General features: G+C 63.1%; 16 protein-coding genes and 1 pseudogene. 8 read left to right on the forward strand and 9 right to left on the reverse strand.

Features of this window, described 5'->3' with window-relative positions:
• Window positions 1–93: 93 nt before the first annotated feature.
• Together ACPEE0_RS01560 and ACPEE0_RS01565 are read left to right on the forward strand one after the other, a co-directional pair.
• On the forward strand, window positions 94–1,827 hold the full coding sequence (locus ACPEE0_RS01560) for an ABC transporter ATP-binding protein (RefSeq protein ID WP_009356756.1): 1,734 nt from the start codon (window positions 94–96) through the stop codon (window positions 1,825–1,827).
• Window positions 1,824–3,842 (forward strand): ABC transporter ATP-binding protein, encoded by a 2,019-nt coding sequence (locus ACPEE0_RS01565; RefSeq protein WP_009356757.1) that lies wholly within the window; start codon window positions 1,824–1,826, stop codon window positions 3,840–3,842. Before ACPEE0_RS01560 ends, ACPEE0_RS01565 begins: the two co-directional genes overlap by 4 nt.
• An 81-nt stretch (window positions 3,843–3,923) precedes the next feature.
• On the opposite strand, the gene ACPEE0_RS01570 is transcribed toward ACPEE0_RS01565, so the two are convergent.
• Both ACPEE0_RS01570 and ACPEE0_RS01575 read right to left on the reverse strand, forming a co-directional pair.
• Complete coding sequence (locus ACPEE0_RS01570) at window positions 3,924–5,288, reverse strand: aspartate aminotransferase family protein (protein WP_035751931.1); 1,365 nt, start codon at window positions 5,286–5,288, stop codon at window positions 3,924–3,926.
• Between the two features lie 26 nt (window positions 5,289–5,314).
• The gene (locus ACPEE0_RS01575) at window positions 5,315–6,373 is read right to left on the reverse strand and encodes a phosphotransferase (protein WP_009356759.1); all 1,059 of its coding nucleotides are present in this window, start codon (window positions 6,371–6,373) and stop codon (window positions 5,315–5,317) included.
• Between the two features lie 254 nt (window positions 6,374–6,627).
• On the opposite strand from ACPEE0_RS01575, the gene ACPEE0_RS01580 reads away from it, so the two are divergent.
• A complete protein-coding gene (locus ACPEE0_RS01580; protein ID WP_407710097.1) occupies window positions 6,628–7,302 on the forward strand; it encodes a haloacid dehalogenase type II in 675 nt (224 codons plus the stop codon).
• 56 nt (window positions 7,303–7,358) lie between these two features.
• Here ACPEE0_RS01580 and ACPEE0_RS01585 read toward each other — a convergent pair whose 3' ends face one another.
• From ACPEE0_RS01585 to ACPEE0_RS01610, 6 genes are all read right to left on the reverse strand, one after another.
• Window positions 7,359–7,787 carry an FCD domain-containing protein gene (locus ACPEE0_RS01585; RefSeq protein ID WP_424573793.1) on the reverse strand — a complete coding sequence of 143 codons (429 nt, stop codon included), beginning with the start codon at window positions 7,785–7,787 and terminating at the stop codon, window positions 7,359–7,361.
• The gene (locus ACPEE0_RS01590; RefSeq protein WP_424573794.1) at window positions 7,673–8,077 is read right to left on the reverse strand and encodes a GntR family transcriptional regulator; all 405 of its coding nucleotides are present in this window, start codon (window positions 8,075–8,077) and stop codon (window positions 7,673–7,675) included. The genes ACPEE0_RS01585 and ACPEE0_RS01590 overlap by 115 nt, the downstream gene beginning before the upstream one ends.
• 122 nt (window positions 8,078–8,199) lie before the next feature.
• Window positions 8,200–9,123, reverse strand: a complete 924-nt coding sequence (locus ACPEE0_RS01595) for an ABC transporter substrate-binding protein (RefSeq protein ID WP_009356762.1) — start codon at window positions 9,121–9,123, stop codon at window positions 8,200–8,202.
• 175 nt (window positions 9,124–9,298) lie between these two features.
• On the reverse strand, window positions 9,299–9,997 hold the full coding sequence (gene otnC, locus ACPEE0_RS01600; protein ID WP_424573795.1) for a 3-oxo-tetronate 4-phosphate decarboxylase: 699 nt from the start codon (window positions 9,995–9,997) through the stop codon (window positions 9,299–9,301).
• On the reverse strand, window positions 9,979–11,262 hold the full coding sequence (gene otnK / locus ACPEE0_RS01605) for a 3-oxo-tetronate kinase (RefSeq protein WP_354175626.1): 1,284 nt from the start codon (window positions 11,260–11,262) through the stop codon (window positions 9,979–9,981). The genes otnC and otnK overlap by 19 nt, the downstream gene beginning before the upstream one ends.
• A 28-nt stretch (window positions 11,263–11,290) precedes the next feature.
• Complete coding sequence (locus ACPEE0_RS01610; protein ID WP_009356766.1) at window positions 11,291–11,968, reverse strand: aspartate/glutamate racemase family protein; 678 nt, start codon at window positions 11,966–11,968, stop codon at window positions 11,291–11,293.
• A 302-nt stretch (window positions 11,969–12,270) separates the two neighbouring features.
• On the opposite strand from ACPEE0_RS01610, the gene ACPEE0_RS01615 reads away from it, so the two are divergent.
• Complete coding sequence (locus ACPEE0_RS01615; RefSeq protein ID WP_133347947.1) at window positions 12,271–12,636, forward strand: cupin domain-containing protein; 366 nt, start codon at window positions 12,271–12,273, stop codon at window positions 12,634–12,636.
• Between the two features lie 82 nt (window positions 12,637–12,718).
• Here ACPEE0_RS01615 and ACPEE0_RS01620 read toward each other — a convergent pair whose 3' ends face one another.
• Window positions 12,719–13,621, reverse strand: coding sequence for a LysR substrate-binding domain-containing protein (locus tag ACPEE0_RS01620; protein ID WP_009356768.1), 903 nt, complete (start codon window positions 13,619–13,621; stop codon window positions 12,719–12,721).
• Between the two features lie 169 nt (window positions 13,622–13,790).
• Here ACPEE0_RS01620 and solA point away from each other — a divergent pair, with 169 nt between their 5' ends.
• From solA to ACPEE0_RS01640, 4 genes and pseudogenes are all read left to right on the forward strand, one after another.
• Complete coding sequence (gene solA, locus ACPEE0_RS01625) at window positions 13,791–14,972, forward strand: N-methyl-L-tryptophan oxidase (RefSeq protein WP_009356769.1); 1,182 nt, start codon at window positions 13,791–13,793, stop codon at window positions 14,970–14,972.
• Window positions 14,973–15,027: 55 nt separating this feature from the next.
• On the forward strand, window positions 15,028–15,702 hold the full coding sequence (locus ACPEE0_RS01630) for a haloacid dehalogenase type II (RefSeq protein WP_009356770.1): 675 nt from the start codon (window positions 15,028–15,030) through the stop codon (window positions 15,700–15,702).
• A 76-nt stretch (window positions 15,703–15,778) separates the two neighbouring features.
• A pseudogene (locus ACPEE0_RS01635) lies at window positions 15,779–16,460 on the forward strand (ABC transporter ATP-binding protein); the annotation flags it as partial.
• 228 nt (window positions 16,461–16,688) lie between these two features.
• Window positions 16,689–18,236, forward strand: coding sequence for a TIR domain-containing protein (locus tag ACPEE0_RS01640; protein ID WP_009356772.1), 1,548 nt, complete (start codon window positions 16,689–16,691; stop codon window positions 18,234–18,236).
• Window positions 18,237–18,291: the final 55 nt, after the last annotated feature.

Genomic DNA, 18,291 nt, shown 5'->3' on the forward strand with positions numbered 1-18,291 from the left:
TTCCCGCCCCGGGCACGGCTTCACGCCCAGCCAGCAGTCGTAAACTGACCCTCGCACCACGTTTGTGGACAGTCCGTCAGCCGGGAGCCGCCCATGCTCTGGAAACTGCTTATTGAATACCTGCGGCCGCACCGCAAGCTGCTGGCCGCCGTCGTGGTTTTCCAGCTGGCGCAGTCCATCGCGTCGCTGTACCTGCCCACCCTGAACGCGGACATCATCGACGACGGCGTGGCCACCGGGGACACCGGCGTCATCCTCCGGCTCGGTGCACTGATGCTCGGCATCACGCTGCTGCAGATCGCCTGCGCCATCATCGCCGTCTACTTCGCCGCGAAGGCCGCCATGGGCGTGGGCCGGGACCTCCGGAACGCCATCTTCACCAGGGTGGGGGAGTTCTCCGAGCAGGAGGTCACCAGGTTTGGCGCGCCCAGCCTCATCACACGGTCCACCAACGACGTTCAGCAGGTCCAGCAGCTGGTCCTGATGTCCGCCACCATGCTGGTCACCGCCCCCATGCTCAGCATCGGCGGCGTGATCATGGCCATCCGGCAGGACGTGCAGCTGTCTTGGCTGATCGCCGTCGCCGTCCCGGTGCTGCTCATCGCCGTCGGCCTGATCACCGCCCGGATGGTGCCGCTGTTCCGCAAGATGCAGAAGCGGATCGACACCGTGAACCGGGTCCTCCGCGAGCAGCTCACCGGCATCCGCGTGGTCCGCGCCTTCGTCCGCGAGGACATCGAGACCGCGCGCTTCGCCTCCGCCAACGAGGACGTCACGGACACCGCCCTGCGCGCCGGCCGGCTCATGGCGCTCGCATTCCCCGTGGTGATGCTGGTCCTGAACGTCTCCAGCGTGGCCGTGATCTGGTTCGGCGCGTTCCGCATCCAGGACGGCTCCATGCAGGTGGGCACGCTGATCGCCTTCCTCAGCTACCTGCTGCAGATCCTGATGTCCGTCATGATGGCCACGTTCATGGCCGTGATGATCCCGCGCGCGGCCGTCTCCGGCGACCGGATCGGCGAGGTGCTGCGGACCGAATCCAGCGTCCGCCCGCCGCAGCGCCCCGTCACCACAAGAGTCCGCAACGGCGAGCTGGAAATGCGCGACGTCGGATTCGCCTACCCGGGTGCCGACCAGCCGGTCCTCACCGGCATCAGCTTCACCGCCAAGGCAGGGCAGACGACCGCGATCATCGGCAGCACCGGCTCCGGCAAGACCACCCTGGTGAACCTCATGCCCCGGCTGTTCGACGCCACCACCGGCTCGGTGCGGATCGACGGCGTGGACGTCCGCGAGCTGCACCCGGACCTGCTCTGGGGGCACATCGGCCTGGTCCCGCAGCGGCCCTACCTGTTCAGCGGCACCGTCCGCAGCAACCTGCTCTACGGCAAACCGGACGCCACCGAGGACGAGCTCTGGACCGCCCTGGAAATCGCCCAGGCCAAGGAGTTTGTGGAGCGGATGGACGAGGGGCTGGACGCGCCCATCAGCCAGGGCGGCACCAATGTCTCCGGCGGGCAGCGGCAGCGGCTGGCCATTGCCCGGGCCCTGGTGAAGCGGCCCGAGCTGTACATCTTCGACGATTCCTTCTCGTCGCTGGACACCGGCACCGATGCCCGGCTCCGGCAGGCCCTCAAGCGCAGCACCGCCGGCGCCACGCTGGTGATCATCGCGCAGCGCGTGTCCAGCATCGTGGACGCGGACCAGATTTTAGTGCTCGACGACGGCAGGATCGTGGGGCGCGGAACGCACAGTGAGCTGCTGGAGACGTCCGAAACCTACCGCGAGATCGTGTCCTCCCAGCTGGCGGCGGAGGAGACGGTATGAGCCGCCAGACCTCTCCCGGACCCGGCACCAAAGCCGCGCCCGCCTCCGCACCAGGAGGCACCGCCGTCGTACGCATCCCGCGTCCGGCAGGCGGCCCGGGGCGCGGCGGACCGTTCGCGGGGATGAACGTCCCGGCGGAGAAGGCGATGAACTTCTGGCCGTCCGCCAAGCGGCTGCTGGGGAAGCTGCGGCCGGAGCGGGCGTGGCTGCTGATGGTGTTCGTGACGGCGGTGGCCGGGGTGGCGCTGTCCGTGATCGGGCCGCGGCTGCTGGGGGAGGGCACCAACCTGATCTTCGCCGGCGTCGTTTCCCGCGAGCTGCCGGCCGGGGCGAGCAAGGAGCAGGTGATCGCGCAGCTGCGCGCCTCCGGGGAGGGGCAGCGCGCGGACATGCTCAGCGCCATGAACCTGGTGCCGGGGCAGGGGATCGACTTCGCTGCGCTGGGGAGCGTGCTGACCTGGGCGCTGGTGCTGTATGTGCTGTCGTCGGCGTTCATGTGGGTTCAGGCGTATGTGCTGAACGGGGTGGTGCAGCGGACGGTGTTCGGGCTGCGCGGGGAGATCGAGGCGAAGATCCACCGGCTGCCGCTGCGGTACTTCGACTCGATCCAGCGCGGCGAGCTGCTCAGCCGGGTCACGAACGACGTGGACAACATTTCGCAGAGCCTGCAGCAGACCATCAGCCAGGCGGTCACGTCCGTGCTGACGGTGCTGGGCGTGCTGGTGATGATGGTGATCCTTTCGCCCACGCTGGCGCTGATTGCGCTGGTGACCATTCCGCTGACGCTGGGGATTACGGCGCTGATCGCCAAGCGCTCGCAGAAACTGTTCGTGGCGCAGTGGAAGCACACGGGGGAGCTGAACGGGCAGATCGAGGAGACGTACACCGGGCATGCTCTGGTGAAGGTGTTCGGCCGGCAGCAGGAGGTGGGGGAGCGGTTCCGGCAGAAGAATGCGGAGCTGTATGACGCCAGTTTCGGGGCGCAGTTCATTTCCGGGCTGATCATGCCGGCCATGACGTTCATCGGGAACCTGGTGTACGTGGGGATCGCCGTGGTGGGCGGCCTGCAGGTGGCGTCCGGGGCGATGCAGCTGGGCGACGTGCAGGCGTTCATCCAGTACTCCCGGCAGTTCACCATGCCGCTGGCGCAGCTGGGGTCCATGGCGAACGTGCTGCAGTCCGTGGTGGCCTCGGCGGAGCGGGTGTTCGAGCTGCTGGATGAAGAGGAGGAATCTGCGGAGCCTGCTGCTTCTGTTGGGCCGGTGTTCGGGCGGGGGCGGCTGGTTTTCGAGGACGTGTCCTTCTCGTATTCGACGGACAAGCCGCTGATTTCTTCTCTTTCTCTGGTTGCGGAGCCGGGGCAGACCGTGGCGATTGTGGGGCCCACCGGGGCCGGCAAGACCACGCTGGTGAACCTGATGATGCGGTTCTACGAGCTGGATGCGGGGCGGATAACGCTCGACGGCGTGGACGTCACCTCGGTGCCGCGGCGCGAGCTGCGCTCGCGGATGGGGATGGTGCTGCAGGATACGTGGCTGTTCGGCGGGACCATCCGGGACAACATCGCGTACGGGCGGCCTTCGGCTACCGAGGACGAGATTCTCGAAGCGGCCCGGGCGACGTACGTGGACCGGTTTGTGCGGTCACTGCCCGAGGGGTACGACACGGTGCTGGAGGACGAGGGCGGCAACGTGTCCGCGGGGGAGAAGCAGCTCCTGACCATTGCGCGGGCGTTCCTGGCCCGGCCTTCAGTGCTGATCCTGGATGAGGCGACGTCTTCGGTGGATACCCGGACGGAGGTGCTGGTGCAAAAGGCGATGAGTGCCCTGCGGTCCGACCGGACTTCTTTTGTGATCGCCCACCGCCTGTCCACGATCCGCGACGCCGACCTCATTCTGGTGATGGAGGCCGGCCAAATCGTGGAGCAGGGCACGCACGCCACACTGCTCGCTGCGGGCGGGGCGTATGCCCGGCTGTACGAGGCACAGTTCGCGGCTCCTGTGGCGGAGGTTTGACCGGCGGGGGTACCGCCCGGTGGGCGGCACCCCCGCGGTGGCATCGACGCCAGGATGTCATGCGCTTTCCGGAACCGGCGTCTAGCGCAGCCTCTTGAAGGCGCGGCCGATTCCGTCCAGGAGGCGGTCGGCGTCGTTGCTGGAGAAGGGCATTGGCGGCCGGAGTTTCAGGACGTTTCCTTGGGCTCCGCAGGCGGAGATGAGGATCCGGTCTTCGCGGAGGGCGTTCACGATGCCGGCGGCGGCGTCGCCGTCGGGTGTGAGCGAGGACCGGTCGGTGACGAGGTCAACGCCGATGAAGAAGCCGCTGCCGCGGACTTCCGCGACCTGGTCCAAGTCCTGGGCGAGGTCCTCCAGTCCGGTGATGATCTGCTCGCCCACCTTCAAGGCGTTGTCGATCAGGGATTCCTCGCGGATCACGTCCAGGACGGCCTGGGCGGCTGCGACGGCCACCGAGTTGCCGCCGAATGTGTTGAAGTAGCGGATGTTCCTGCCGAACTCCACGAGCAGTTCCGGTTTGAAGATGGCTGCAGCAACGGGGATGCCGTTACCCATGGGTTTGCCGATGGTGACGATGTCCGGGACGATTCCGTGGCGCTGGAAGCCCCACCATTCCTGGCCGGTCCGGCCGAAGCCTGGCTGCACTTCATCGGCGATGTACAGGCCGCCGGCGGCGTGAACCTCTTCGATGATCGGCCGGAGGAAGCCCGCCGGGCCGGCGAAGACGCCGTCGGAGGAGAAGATGCTGTCGGCGATGAAGGCCGCCAGCCCGATGCCGTGCCGGTGGAGGTCAGCGATGGCTGCACGGACCTGGTTCCGGAGGTGGTCCTCGAGGGAACGTTGATCCGACGAGTAGCGCAGGGCGTCCGGGGCGTCGATGACGCGCACGTTCGCGCCAAGGGGCACGCCGATACCCAGGGACGGCGAGAAGGAGGCGACCTCCGCCGTCAGGCCGTGGTACGCGCCGGAGGTGACGATGATGCCCTGGTTTCCGGTGGCGTACTTTGCCACGCGCATGGCGAGGTCGTTGGCCTCGGACCCGGTGCAGGTGAACATGACATGGCCAAGCTCGGCGGGAAACGTGGACAGGAGGTCCTCGGAGTAATCAAGGATGGATTCCTGGACGTAACGGGTGTTCGTGTTCAGCGTCTGCATCTGTTCGTGGACAGCGGCGATGACCTTAGGGTGGCAGTGGCCCACCGAGGGGACGTTGTTGTAGACGTCCAGGTACTCATTTCCGTCCCGGTCGAATAGTTTGACGCCCTCGCCCCGGAGAACTTCCAGGGGTGTGTCGTAGAAGAGCCGGTACCCGGGCCCGAGGCTCTGGTCCCGGCGTCGAATGTTCTTCTGGATCTCGTCCGGGAGCTCATCGATGCGGGTGGGGTCAAAGCCGTTGACCATGGCCTTGGAAGGCTTGCGGATGCTCTGGATTGTATTGCTCATCATTTCTCCTTGACGGCTGGCGGGTCTGATCAGGGTGTGAAAGGGCAGTTCGGTGCAGGGGCTGCGCCGGTGGAGGCGAGCCGGTCCCAGTCCGGTTTCGAGTGGGAGAGGAGATAGTCGCGCCTTTGGGGCAGATGGCTTGCCCGCCACTGCGTAATCAGTGCCCGCAGCAGGAGGCGGGCCTGGGCCGAGACCACCAGGGCTTCAAACTCCTGTCCCGGCAGCGGGCTGACGCTTTGGTATCCGTCCAGGACGGAGAGTGCGCGCTCCCAGGGGTTTCGGGGATCTGCCCCCAACAGGTTGGCCATGGTCACGCTGACGTCGAAGATCACCGGGGTTCGCACCACGTCGCCGAAATCGATAATGCCCGTCACGTAGGCCGGACTGTTGGGGTCGACGAGGACATTGAACGGGCTGAAGTCCCCGTGGACAACCTGCGAGGGAAGGGTGTCCAGGTGTGGAACTACTGTGGCGTCGAACTGGTCAAAAACGTCCTCGGCCAGGGAGCGCTTTTCCCTGTCATCCAGATAGCCAAGAAGCGGCCGCATCCTATGGAAGTGCTTAAGGTCCCAGAGGAGCAATCGGTCTGCCCGCGGATGGTCAAAGTCCTGCAGGGCAAGGCCCACGCGGGCGAGGCTTGAGCCCACCAGCTGGAACTGGCCGGCAGACGCATCGTGTTTGGCCAGTAACTCTCCCGGCATGAAGCGCATCACCCGAAGCACCCTGTCGAAGGGCCCGGTAGGCGCCGGGATGAGGACTTCCGCGGCTCCGCCAAGGCTCCTGACAAGGCGTTGGACCGGCAGGTCAGGGGCGGTCCGCTCAAGGTGGACCATGCACGCTGTCTGCAGTTGGACAATCCCCGGGTCCTCCTCAGGTGAGGAAACCTTCACCAGAAAGGTTTCGTCTCGGCCTTGGAGGCGGAACGTCTCGTCCTTTTCAGTGGGAATCCGCACGAGTTTCCCCTGCAGCCCATAAGAGCTCTCGAGGAGTCGCTTCACGGTCGAGTCAGTGAGCTGCGACTGCTCCGCCAGGAGTCCGCTTTCTGCAACCACGGCATCGAAAAACTCGGAGTCGGTGCGGACGTCCATGGCTCTGGGCTCCTGTCGGTTGGAAGGGGATGTCGAAGTAAATGCTCTACTGTTCAACAGTTCTGCAAAGCAGTATGGCATGCTTGTTGAGTCTCCGCAACGGAATGTCCAGCAGAACTACTGTTGAACTGTTGACAATTTTGCGTGCTGAGTTTTAAAGTCGTTCTATGAGCGGGCTCCCCTTGGAGGACCGCATTGAATATCATTCATCCGCCCTGTGCAGGGCCGCCTCCATCTCAACGAACGGACAAAGCATGGCTGACAACAACTCCCGGCCGAAGTACATCTCCTTCGATATCTACGGCACGCTGATCAACTGGGACACGGATTCGACGACCCGCCGCCTGCTCGCGGGCCGGCTGCCAGAGGAGCAGTGGCCGGCGTTCAAGAAGGTCTTCCGCGGGTACCGGTTCGACGAGGTCCTCGGCGATTACAAGCCCTACGAGGAGATCCTCCAGAATTCCTTTGACCGCGTTTGCAGGTTCTTTGGCATTGGCCCCACTCCCGGCGCCGGCGCGGAGTTCGCTGAGACCGTCCGCGGCTTCGCTGCCCACGATGACGTGCCGGCCCCGCTGAAGCTTATGGGCGACAACTACAAGCTGGTGGCCCTGTCCAACGCGGACGACAGCTTCCTGGACATCAGCATCCCCAAGCTGGGTGCGAACTTCCATGCCGTGCTGACTGCTGAGCAGGCGCAGGCGTACAAACCGCGCTACCAGGCGTTCGAATACATGCTGGACACCTTGAACGCCAAGCCGGAGGACTTCCTGCACATTGCCTCACACACCCGCTACGACATGCATCCGATGCACGACATGGGCTTCCGCAACCTCTGGGTGCTGGACCGTGGGTATGACCCCATCACCGGCGGCTATGACTACAAGTCGGTCAAGTCCCTGGATGAGATCAACCGGCATCTCGGCCTCTAGTTCCAGCCGACCAGAACACAAGAGTAAAGACCGCGGCCCCAAGGCCGCGGTCTTTTTTATGTTGTTGAATGCCTCTTCGCGATAACGTCGCGGATCGATTCGCGGTACTGGATGATCGTGTCCGAGATGACCTTTTCCGCCAGGGCGGGGTCGCGGGAGTCAAGCGCGTCCACGATGTTCTGGTGCTCTGCTTCGAGTGAGTCCGGGTCCTCGTATTCGTGGTGCTCAATCGAAAGCACAAACATGAAGTACCGCAGTTCGGTCACCAGTTGCTGGTAGAACGTCCTCAACTTCTGGCTTCCGAGGATTCCCACGATGGCGCTGTGGACTGCAAGGTCCTTTTCGACAATTTTGAAAGGGTCTCCACTTTTCAGCACTGCCCGGAACTCCTCCATGGCGGCGTGCACCTCATCGAGGGACGTGCTCTCGGAGATGCTCCGCGCGGCCGTGGTTTCCAGATGGTAGCGGGCGTTGTAGACGTCCATGATTTCCGCGTCCGTGGGGTCCCAGACGATGGCTCCTGGTTTGCCCGGTGGCGGATAAGGCCGCCTGCCTGGACGATACGGACCGCCTCGCGGACCGTATTCCTGGAGAGGCCGAGGTTCTCGGCGAGAAGGCTCTCCCGCAGGCGTTCACCGGGCTTGAGTCCACCGCTGAGGATCATGGCTGTGAGCCCGTCCGCAACCTGCTGCACGGTGGACGAGTGCACTATCTTGATCTGCTCAACCATGCGTCTCATCGTACAGGTGTGGTCAACTGTAGGGCAGTGGATCATCTCGGAGTAATTTCAGAGTCGTTGCCCGTCGAGGAGCCTGCTCCGAACACGCCAACGGGTCCGGAGCCAAAGCCGTGGCTTCAACTCCGGACCCGTCCCGCTTGGGGCGGCTGCTAGCCCCCTTAGCGGATAGCGGCTTCAGAAATCGCGGATTCGCCCAATCCCCAGTACTCAAGGGATTCCTTGTACTCCGGGCTCTCAAGGACCGACTGGATGGCTGCCTGCAGGGCCGGCGTCAAGGGTGATCCCTTCTTCAGCCCCATGGCAACGTTGGTATTCGTCCGGGTATCCATCCTGGGCTGCAGGATGGCGAAGTGGTCGGGCTGCTGGGCGTCGGCCCACGCCAGGCCGCTCGCGTCGTAGAAGACGCCGTCGATCCGTTTCGAGTCAAGCTGTGTCAGAGCTTCCTGGACGTTGGGCAGGGTGATGGCGTTGATGGCCGGCTGCCCCTTTTCCTCGCACGTCCACTTGGAAACGTTGGGCAGGTGCTTGAGCTGCTGCGTGGAGCCCTTGGTCACGCCGATGTTCCTGCCGCAAAGGGTGTCGTTGGTCAGGTTGAGGGGATTGCCTTTCGGTACCGCCACGGCCGAGCCGCCCTTGAGGTAGTTGATCATGTCCATGACCTTCAGGCGCTCCTCCGTGGCGGACATGGTGGTGGCAGTGAAGTCGAAACGGCCGCCGTCGATGCCGGGGACGATCGTGTCGAACGCCGTGTTTTCGAACTTCAGCTTCAGCCCCAGCTTTTTTGCCACCAGGCGGGCCAGATCCGGATTCACTCCAATGGGTGTTGAGTTGTCTTCTGCTAGGAAGGTCATGGGCGGGGAACTCAGATCCATCGCGACCGTAAGTTCGCCCTTGGCCTTGTAGGACTCAGGCAGCAGGGCAACCGCCTCCGCATCCGGTTGGACATTTTCTGAGATGTCACGGGTGTTTTGCGTCTTGGGAATGTCTGTTGCCTCGGTGCCCGTGGCCGCGCCGCCACAAGCGCTCAGGGTTAGCAGGACTGCGAGCCCGGCGGCCACCGTCTGGATCTTGTTTTTGGCCATTATGTGCTTCCCTTCAATGGGTTCAGCGGCAAGTGCCGGCTGAAGGTGAAGTTTCTATCTATGCCTGCCGCTCGCAACATCGAGCGGCATCACGAGGGTGGCAATCCCTGCTTCGCGCGGGATGTGATTCAGCTCTCGTTCCAGTCACTAATAAAACTCCGCTTCACCACAATTGTCAACAGTAGAACAGTTGAGCTTTGGGGGTCGAGGGCACGATTGTTTCTGCTGCTAGAAGCGAGTGGCACAAAGGGCGGCCACCTGGGCGGGCTGAAGGGGGGCGGGTGGCGTGGCCATTCAGGAGAAAGAACAGGCGTGCCGTTTCCTCCACTTCCTCAACAGCGTTCACTGCCTGTGCCAGGGTCGGCGCGGAGACGATGGGTCCGTGGTTTGCCAGCAGCAGGGCGCGGCTGGATGCTGCAGCTTCCTGGGCCGCCCCGGCCAACCCCTGGTCTCCGGGTGCGAAGTACGGCAGCCGGACCAGCCGTCCCACACTCATAACGAAGTAGGCCGTGAGGGGTGGCAGGACGTCATCGTCGTCCAGGCCGTCCAGACATGAAAGGGCGGTGGCGTAGGTCGAGTGCAGATGGACGGCGGCGTGGTCCTGCGGGCGCACCCGATACATGGCCAGGTGCAGGAAAGCCTCCTTGGACGGCCGTGCTCCGGACAGGTGCTCGCCGGCGTCGGAGACCAGTGCCAGGTCGTCTGTTCGAAGTTCCCCCAGGGAAGCGTTGGTGGGGGTGACCAGTATGCCGCCTTCCACGCGTGCACTGAGGTTTCCGGATGTGCCCCGGGTCAAGCCTCTTTGATGCAGGGACCTGGCCAGCCGGACGAGTTCGTTGCGGCTCTCCGAGTGGTTCATCGGTTGTGGTCCCATGCGTCGAGGAAGAGTTCCGGGGTTCCAAGGTTCCCCGATTTGAGCAGGATGGACAGCCCGGGGCTGGTCTCCGTTGCCAGCCAAGGCACGCCCGGGGAGACTTCCCTGCCCACGCGGGCGGTGGTGATGCCAAGTCTGCGCACAACGGCGCCGGACGTCTCCCCGCCGGCCACAATCAGCTGCCGGCAACCAGAGGCGACAAGTCCTTCCGCGATCGTGGACAGGCTGCTTTCGGTAATCTCGGCAGCCCGGGCCTTACCCAGCTGTTTCTGCGTCCGCGCTACCTCCTCCGGGGTGGCCGTGGAATGGATCAGGATGGGGCCGTCCGGAATGTTCTCCCGCGCGAATTGCAGCGCCTCGGCCACCACATTTTGCCCTGCTGCGATGATGGCGGGGTCCACGACGAAGCAGGGGCGCAGCCGCCGGAAGGTGTCGATCTGGACGTTGGTCATCTCAGAGCAGCTGCCGGCAATGACCGCTGCCGGTCCCGTTGGCCGGGAGGCAGGAGCCGGTTCCGGTTGGCCGCTGATCCCCCGGGCAGCAGCCAGGCCTCCGACGAGCCCTGATCCACCCGTGACAAGCGGGTGGTCAAGTACGGCGGCGCCCAGTACGGCCAGGTGGCCGTCGTTGAGAGTATCGACGACGGCGTATCCCGCTTTCGCGCTCAGGTTCTGGAACCGTGATCGAACGGCTGCCACGCCCGCCTCTATGGAGCTGTAGCCGACGCTGCCCACGGGGGTTGCCGTCTGGGCCTGCAGCAGCCGGAGCACATTGGAATCTGTCATCGGCGTGAGCGGGTGGTGGCGCATGGATGATTCCTGCAGGAGATCCGTTCCCGCGAACAGCACACCGTTGTACACGGTCCGCCCCAGCGCGGGGGTCCCGGGGGCGACCACCGTGATCTGGCCGTCCGGGACGAACTCGCTTCGCAGGGCGTCCGCCACGGGGCCGATATTGCCCTCCGAGGTCGAGTCGAACGTCGAGCAGTATTTGAAGTAAAGCTGCCGGACGCCCCGTGATGAGAGGGCGTGTGCCGCGGCACGGGACTGATCCACAGCTTCCGCGGCGGGCAGGCTGCGGGTCTTCAGCGAGACGACGATGCAATCAACATCGTGCAGCTGCATGGCTGGATCGGGGACGCCGAAGGTCTGGACCACGCGCATCCCGGCATTCACAAGGGTGCCGGCCACGTCGGAGGCGCCCGTGTAGTCGTCTGCGATAACTCCCAGCCAGGGGGCAAGGGCTTTCGTTGGGGTGTTGGGCATGGCTGGTTCCTTTCCGGGTGGGCGGTAGTCAGGAGTCTTTGCGGCGGAGAACAGTGCTGAGCTGGGTCATCCCTGAAGCCGGGGAAGTTAGGACGGCGGGTCCGCCGGGCTCGCCCTGGGTTTGTTCGATAACGCGGGCCATGGACGCCTGGGCAAGAACGACGACGTCGGACGCCCCGGCCAATTCTCCGAAAGCCTCGAGCACCAGCTTGTCGTGCAGTGCGCGGTCGCCTGCCCGGAGGGCGTCGAAAGCGCCCTCGGCTTTCCTTGCGCTGATGAGGGGCCGTTTGTCCTGCCGTTGGGCTGCTTCCTGGACGAGGCGGGTGGTTGGCCCGAGGGTCGCCGAAAGGGTTGCGAGCACGCCGATCCTGTGTCCGGACGCGACGGCGAGATCGGCCATCGGAGCGTCAATCCGGAGCACGGGGATCGAGACGAAGTCGCGGGCGGCTGTGGCCGCTTCGCCAATTGATGAGCAGCTCACCAGCAATGCCTGTGCGCCCGATTCCTCGGCGTAGCGCGCGTAGTCGACCAGCCGCCGTCGGACATGTCCGGGCGTTGTTCCCCTGCCAATGGTGTCCCGGAGCAGGGACTCGTCCACGTAGTGCAGCACATTCAGTCCTGGTACTACGTCCGCGGCGAGGGGTTCCATTTCCGTCACCAGGCCGGGAACAGTGTGCAGCATGGCAAGCACCGGAGTGTGATTCATGTGGTTTCTCCCTTGTTGAACGCCGTTGCCCCGCTTTCGGGTTTCGCCTCTCAAGGGCAACAACCTGGACTGCGCTCGGCGTCAGACCAGCGTATGGGACAAGAAGTGTTGGACTATCGGTGTCACTGATAACTCATTTTTTCGACAAGGGAAAGAAGTGGGCCTGTTGCTGAACGCGATAGATAAGAAATCTCCTCATAGCCCTATCGTCAATTGTTGACAATTGCTACTCTGGGCTGCGTGCCTTTCCAACGAGGGGGAGGTGCAGCGGTACTACGGGCACAGCCCAAGAAGGAGCAGCTATGGTCAAGGCGACCGTAATGAACGACGCAACAACAGCAGACCCGGGCGAGCACCAGCCCAAGGAAACGTCAACTACGCCCGGCCAGACCGAAGTGTCCTACCGGCTCTGGGCAAGGGAGGATCTCAGGACGGGCATCTGGGAGGTTACCCCGGGCGAATTTAAGAGCACCCGTCCCGGCTACGACGAGATCTGCCAGATCCTCAGCGGAAGCGGAACCATCACCGAACCGGACGGCAGCAGCTTTGAGATCGGCCCCGGCACCCTTTTCGTGACTCCCGCCGGCTGGGAGGGGCACTGGACCATCCGCGAGACTGTCCGCAAGATGTGGGTTGTCAAGAACGTCCCCGCAGATGCGGAGCAGTAAGCACTGAGGCTGGGGAAGGGGGGCCTGGAGCAGCGACAGCTGCCCCGGGCCCTCCTTCTTGTGCCCCGATAGTGCCTGGTTGCTACGAACCGATCCTCGCCGTCAAGCCTTGCTGCAGATGCTCCAGCGCCGCGGTGATCCGTCGGGGTGTCCTGACCGTGGCGGGATAGAGGGCGAAAATATCGGCGCTCGGAGTCGGGATATCGGGGAGGACCTGCTGCAGGACTCCCTGCCGGATCAGCGGATCGACGTGCCAGGTAGACCGCATGACCAGCCCAAGGCCCCGGACGCACCAGTCGGTGACCACATCGCCGTCGTCGCTGATCATGCTGCCCTTGACGTCAACGTACTCCTGCTCCTTTTCGCCGAACCGCCACAGGGAGTAGTCGGCGTTGTTTTCGCGCAGGACAATGCAGTTGTGCCGCTCCAGGTCCCTGATGGTGGTCAGCGGCGGGGCGCTTTCCAGGTAGCTGGGCGCTGCGCACACGATCCTTCGGTTCCGCGCCAGCAGTTTCGCCTTGAGCCTGGAGTCTGACAGTCCTCCCACCCGGATGGCGATGTCGAAGCTCGTGCCGGAGATGTTCAAGGGCAGTGGTGAAAGTTCCAGGTCCACCTGGATCAGCGGGTGCTGCCGGGCGAAGTCGGCCAGCAGCGGCGCGATGTGCGTGCGGCCGATGCCCGGGCTGGAGCGAACGGCGATGCGTCCCCTGAGCTCCACCTGCTGCACGGACAAGGCCTCTTCGAGATCGGATTTCTGCTGCAGGATGGCCAGGGCGCCTGCCGCATAAAGTTGCCCCTCCTCGGTGAGTGTGAGCCTGCGCGTGCTGCGCCGGACGAGCGGTACCCCCAGCCGTGACTCTAGGGCGGTCAGGCGTTTGCTGACCGCTGACACGGACTTTCCCCAGTTCCTGGCCGCTTCCGTCAGGCTCTGCGAGCGGGAAATTTGTTCGAAGAAATCCAAATCATCGATCGAGCTGAGATCCATGGCTGCTTCTTTCCTTCTTGGCAACAATGCATTGTCTCATGGGTCCTTATTCAGTGGTTTCTTGTGTCGTACGCTGATTTGACGGAAAGCACGGCCCCGCGGAGAAGCCCTGCAGAGGCAGGCTCCGGAATCTGGAAATGGCGTGCACCAAGGAAAGCAGGATGGAACCATGGCACTCGAAACGGACGTCGTCGTCGTCGGTGTGGGCTCGGTGGGAAGTATGGCGAGCTGGCAGCTCGCCGCACGAGGTGTGCGGGTCATTGGAGTGGACCGGTTCTCGATACCGGGCCCCTTTTCCGCCTATGCCGGGGAGTCGCGGATTTTCCGCAAGGTGTACGCGGAGGGCGGGCATTACACGCCTCTGCTGCAGCGGTCGCAGGACCTCTGGCGCGAGCTGGAAAAGGTCAGCGGCACCGAGCTGCTCAAGACCACGGGCGCTGTCACGATCTACGACGAGCACAATCCGCGGCTGGGACCACTTCTCGCAGCCGGGAAGGACAACGGCCTGGACTTTGAGTTTCTTCGGGGCGAGGAAGCCAGGGTGAAGTATCCCGAGCATGTCATCAGGGACACGGATGTCACCATCCTTGACCCTGAGGGTGGCTATCTCTGGTCGGAGAAGGCCGTGACCGCCGCCTTGGCGGAGGCAACCCGCCTGGGTGCCCGGTTCCTGGGGAACCGCAAAGCGCAGAGCGTGGAGCAGCACGGGGACGGGTACATCGTCCGTACCGACCAGGAAGAAATCATTGCTTCCAAGGTGGTCATTGCGCAGGGCAACGGTGCGGGAGCGGTGTGCAAGGAACTGGGTGTCCATCTGTCCGTGCGGCCGCAGATCCTGACCTGGTTCCCGGCGAAGGATCCGGCTGTGTTCTGCCGGAAGGATATGCCGGTCTTCCTGCGGAGGGCGGAGGAGGACGGCAGGCCGGACAGGGCGCAGTTCTATGGATTCCCGACAGCTGACGGCTGGACGGTGAAGGCCGTTGCGAGCGTATACCTCGATGAGGTGGAGTCCATGGAGAAGCCTCCCTCCTGGGACCCCCAGCACCTGGATACCATCCGGGCCTGGGTGCGGGAGTTCCTTCCCGGCCTGGTGCCGGAACCCTTGCGCGTGGCGGTGTGCGCCGACGGCCATTTGCCTGATGCCACCGCACTGTTCGGGGAAGTGCCGGGCATGGACGGGGTTGTCGTGGCGGCTGGCTTCTCCGGCCACGGTTTCAAGATGGCCTCCGGGCTGGGGGCTATTGCCGCAGAGCTCGTGCTGGACGGCACGACGGGGACCGACGTCAGCTTCATGAATCCCGCGAGGTTCCTCGGACCCGACGCACGGCTCACCTCACTGGCTTTGAGCTAAGAACTCCCTCATCTGCAGCACCAAAAACACAAGACAAATCAGGAACGGATCAATCATGGCAAACACCAGCTTCCGGCCGAAGTACATCTCCTACGATGTCTACGGCACGCTGATCAACTTCACGATATACCCCACCACCCAGCGACTGCTGGCCGGCCGCATCCCGGATGAGCAGTGGCTGGCCTTCAAGAAGGTTTTCCGCGCCTACCGGTTCGATGAGGTCAATGGCGACTACAAACCTTACGAGCAGATCCTTCAGGATGCCTTTGACCGCGCCTGCAAACGGTTCGGCATCGGCCCGACCCCCGGCGCGGGCGCAGAGCTCGCCGAGGCTGTCAGCAGTGCCGTCGCCCACGAGGACGTGCCGGCGGCGCTGAAGCTCCAGGGCGACAACTACAAGCTGGTGGCCCTGTCCAACGCGGACGACAGCTTCCTGGACATCAGCATTCCCAAGCTCGGCGCGGAGTGGCACGCCGTGTTCACCGCTGAGCAGGCGGGCGCCTACAAGCCGCGCCTCCAGGCGTTCGAGTACATGCTGGACCAGCTCAACGCGGCCCCGGAGGACTTCCTGCATGTCTCCTCGCACCCGCTGTACGACCACATCCCGATGTACAACATCGGCTTCCGGGACCTCGTCATGCTGGACCGGGCCGCCGAACCCTTCGCTGAGGGCTACAACATCACCTTGGTGAAGTCCCTGGACGAGCTGAACAAGCAGCTCGGTCTCTAAAGCCGGCTTCGCGATAATCAACGGCTGCTGAGGGACGGCGCACCTGTTACTGCAGGCGCCGTCACTCAGTAGCCGTTTTTTCGTGGCGGAGCCGGGGCCGACGGTCGCTCGCGATCGTGGGGCGCACCGGAGCGGGGAAGACCACGCTGGTGAACCTGATGATGCGGTTCTACGAGCTGGATGCGGGGCGGATAACGCTCGACGGCGTGGACGTCACCTCGGTGCCGCGGCGCGAGCTGCGCTCGCGGATGGGGATGGTGCTGCAGGATACGTGGCTGTTCGGCGGGACCATCCGGGACAACATCGCGTACGGCCGGCCCGGCGTCACCGAATCCGAGATCCTCGAGGCCGCCCGGGCGACGTACGTGGACCGGTTCGTGCGGTCCCTGCCGGACGGCTATGACACGGTGCTGGATGACGAGGGCGCGAATGTGTCTGCGGGGGAGAAGCAGCTGCTGACGATCGCGCGGGCGTTCATGGCCCGGCCGTCGGTGCTGATCCTGGATGAGGCGACGTCTTCGGTGGATACCCGGACTGAAGTGCTGGTGCAGAAGGCGATGAGTGCGCTGCGGTCTGACCGGACGTCTTTTGTGATCGCGCACCGCCTGTCGACCATTCGCGACGCCGACCTCATCCTGGTGATGGAGGCCGGCCAGATCGTGGAGCAGGGCACGCACGCCACACTGCTGGCCGCGGGCGGGGCTTACGCGCGGCTGTACGAGGCCCAGTGCGCGGCTCCTGTGGCGGAGGACCTCTAGGGGCATTTTGGGTGCTGGAGAGGGATGAAACAGTTCACGGATTTCTATTGAACGCACGAGAAGTTCCGGGGCGCGAGTTAGCAGACGCTCGACGTAGAAAGCAGGGTGGGCTCCGGATGATCACATAATTCCTCCCCTGAGACCTGTAATGTAAATCCACATGCGCTTCGGCGATGAAGTTGGGTGCCGAAACAGATGACTAGAAGAAATTTTCCATGGGGGGAAGCTTTGAAACACAAACTCGACGAAGTATTCAACGAAGCGGGGTTGCCTGCTCTGACCTACGTTCCTCCCGCCGAGGCTCAGCAGCTCAAAGGCTCCTTGTTTACTAGGGGCAAGCACGTCACCCTAGTTGGCCCTTCCGGAAGCGGCAAGTCCACGGTTGCCAATAGCACTTTGAAAGCGCTTGACCTAGACGAGAATAAGGTACACGCCTTTTCAGGCCGTAACTACGCTGAAAGTACTAGCATCCTGGAGGTACTCGGACAGGAGTTCCGCGTTGCTCCAACTACGGAAGAGATCTTGCCCTGGCTCAAACTTTACGACCTGGTAATGATCGACGATGTTCATCATCTTTCTTTAGGCGCGCGAACGGAGTTGGCCAAATTTCTTAAGCTTTGGCATGAGGTTGGAATCCGATTCTTCATGATTGGGATTGCAAAAACCAGCGAGGAAATTCTTGGTCTTGACCCTGAACTGGCGATACGGAACGACACGTGGCACTTGGAGTCTCAGTCGACCGAGTTTATGGAGAAACTGCTTAAGAAGGGCGAAGCAGCTTTGAATATTCGGCTGGACGACGAGAGTAGGAGCACCGCGATAGCGGCGGCACAAGGTTCTCCGTCCATTTTTCAAGCCATATGTCGAATCGCCTGTGTCGAAGCGGATGTCTTTTGGACAGGCGAAACCCTGGTGGATGTCCGAGTCGAGCTACCACTCATCAGGAACGCGGTGGTCAAACAGTATGATGGCCGCTATCTTACGAAGATCGTCAGTCTGGCTCGTGGGCGACGTCAAGCCCGCTCGGTTTATGACACCTACTACGAAATCGTTCACTTTGTAGCACGGAGTGGCAAGCAACAGATTTCGCAGGACGAGCTGTATCACAACGTTGTCGGCAGCGCTGAGGCTAGCGCTAAGGATGGTCTCAGGAACAGCTTTTATCGCGCGATGAAAGCACTGCCCGAAGTCATTCGAGAACATGAGCTCTCAGACATTCTTATTTTCGAGAACGGCACTCTCACTATTGATGACCCCGTCTTCAGGTTTTACCTCGACCACCTTGATTTTTCGAGGGTTCGTTCGCAGGTTAACATCCGGCGTCTTGGTTATGAGTACGACGTGGCCGTCTCATTCGCCGGAAGTGACCGCGCCACGGTGAAGAAGCTCGTTGACACTTTGAAGGAACGAGGCATGGAGGTGTTCTACGACTTCGACTCGCAGGCGATCCTCTGGGGCAAGGATCTGCGCGTCGAACTCGGACGCGTCTACAGTGAAGATGCTCAATTTATGGTGGTGTGTCTTTCGGATGCTTATCCCGAAAGCGACTGGCCTGCTTTTGAATTCGAAATTGGGAAGAACGCCGCCCACAAGCGCACAGGTGACTATCTCCTCCCCCTCATCGTCGGACCGACGCGACCAGCCATCATCGGTCTACCAGCTTCGACGGGCCATATAGACCTCGCCCACAGAAGCATTGAAGAAGTAGCAGACCTGCTGCAGGAAAAACTTGCCACTCTACCCCCGCTGCGGTCCGAGGTGTCGGCATCAGTCTGAGCTTTTCACAGACCCTGTAGTCCGCTGGCTAGAAAGTAAGGGAGCCCCTCCAGGC

The organism is Arthrobacter sp. SD76 (assembly GCF_049726125.1).
GTDB lineage: Bacteria > Actinomycetota > Actinomycetes > Actinomycetales > Micrococcaceae > Arthrobacter > Arthrobacter nitrophenolicus.

Bases quoted from the DNA above. Each gene is read 5' to 3' on its own strand.
- ACPEE0_RS01595 (WP_009356762.1), bottom strand. From the start codon at position 9,123: ATGGCCAAAAACAAGATCCAGACGGTGGCCGCCGGGCTCGCAGTCCTG.
- ACPEE0_RS01610 (WP_009356766.1), bottom strand. From the start codon at position 11,968: ATGAATCACACTCCGGTGCTTGCCATGCTGCACACTGTTCCCGGCCTG.
- ACPEE0_RS01565 (WP_009356757.1), top strand. From the start codon at position 1,824: ATGAGCCGCCAGACCTCTCCCGGACCCGGCACCAAAGCCGCGCCCGCC.
- ACPEE0_RS01560 (WP_009356756.1), top strand. From the start codon at position 94: ATGCTCTGGAAACTGCTTATTGAATACCTGCGGCCGCACCGCAAGCTG.
- ACPEE0_RS01575 (WP_009356759.1), bottom strand. From the start codon at position 6,373: ATGGACGTCCGCACCGACTCCGAGTTTTTCGATGCCGTGGTTGCAGAA.
- solA (WP_009356769.1), top strand. From the start codon at position 13,791: ATGGCACTCGAAACGGACGTCGTCGTCGTCGGTGTGGGCTCGGTGGGA.
- ACPEE0_RS01580 (WP_407710097.1), top strand. From the start codon at position 6,628: ATGGCTGACAACAACTCCCGGCCGAAGTACATCTCCTTCGATATCTAC.
- ACPEE0_RS01630 (WP_009356770.1), top strand. From the start codon at position 15,028: ATGGCAAACACCAGCTTCCGGCCGAAGTACATCTCCTACGATGTCTAC.
- otnC (WP_424573795.1), bottom strand. From the start codon at position 9,997: ATGGGACCACAACCGATGAACCACTCGGAGAGCCGCAACGAACTCGTC.
- ACPEE0_RS01620 (WP_009356768.1), bottom strand. From the start codon at position 13,621: ATGGATCTCAGCTCGATCGATGATTTGGATTTCTTCGAACAAATTTCC.
- otnK (WP_354175626.1), bottom strand. From the start codon at position 11,262: ATGCCCAACACCCCAACGAAAGCCCTTGCCCCCTGGCTGGGAGTTATC.
- ACPEE0_RS01590 (WP_424573794.1), bottom strand. From the start codon at position 8,077: ATGATCCACTGCCCTACAGTTGACCACACCTGTACGATGAGACGCATG.
- ACPEE0_RS01585 (WP_424573793.1), bottom strand. From the start codon at position 7,787: ATGGACGTCTACAACGCCCGCTACCATCTGGAAACCACGGCCGCGCGG.
- ACPEE0_RS01570 (WP_035751931.1), bottom strand. From the start codon at position 5,288: ATGATGAGCAATACAATCCAGAGCATCCGCAAGCCTTCCAAGGCCATG.
- ACPEE0_RS01615 (WP_133347947.1), top strand. From the start codon at position 12,271: ATGGTCAAGGCGACCGTAATGAACGACGCAACAACAGCAGACCCGGGC.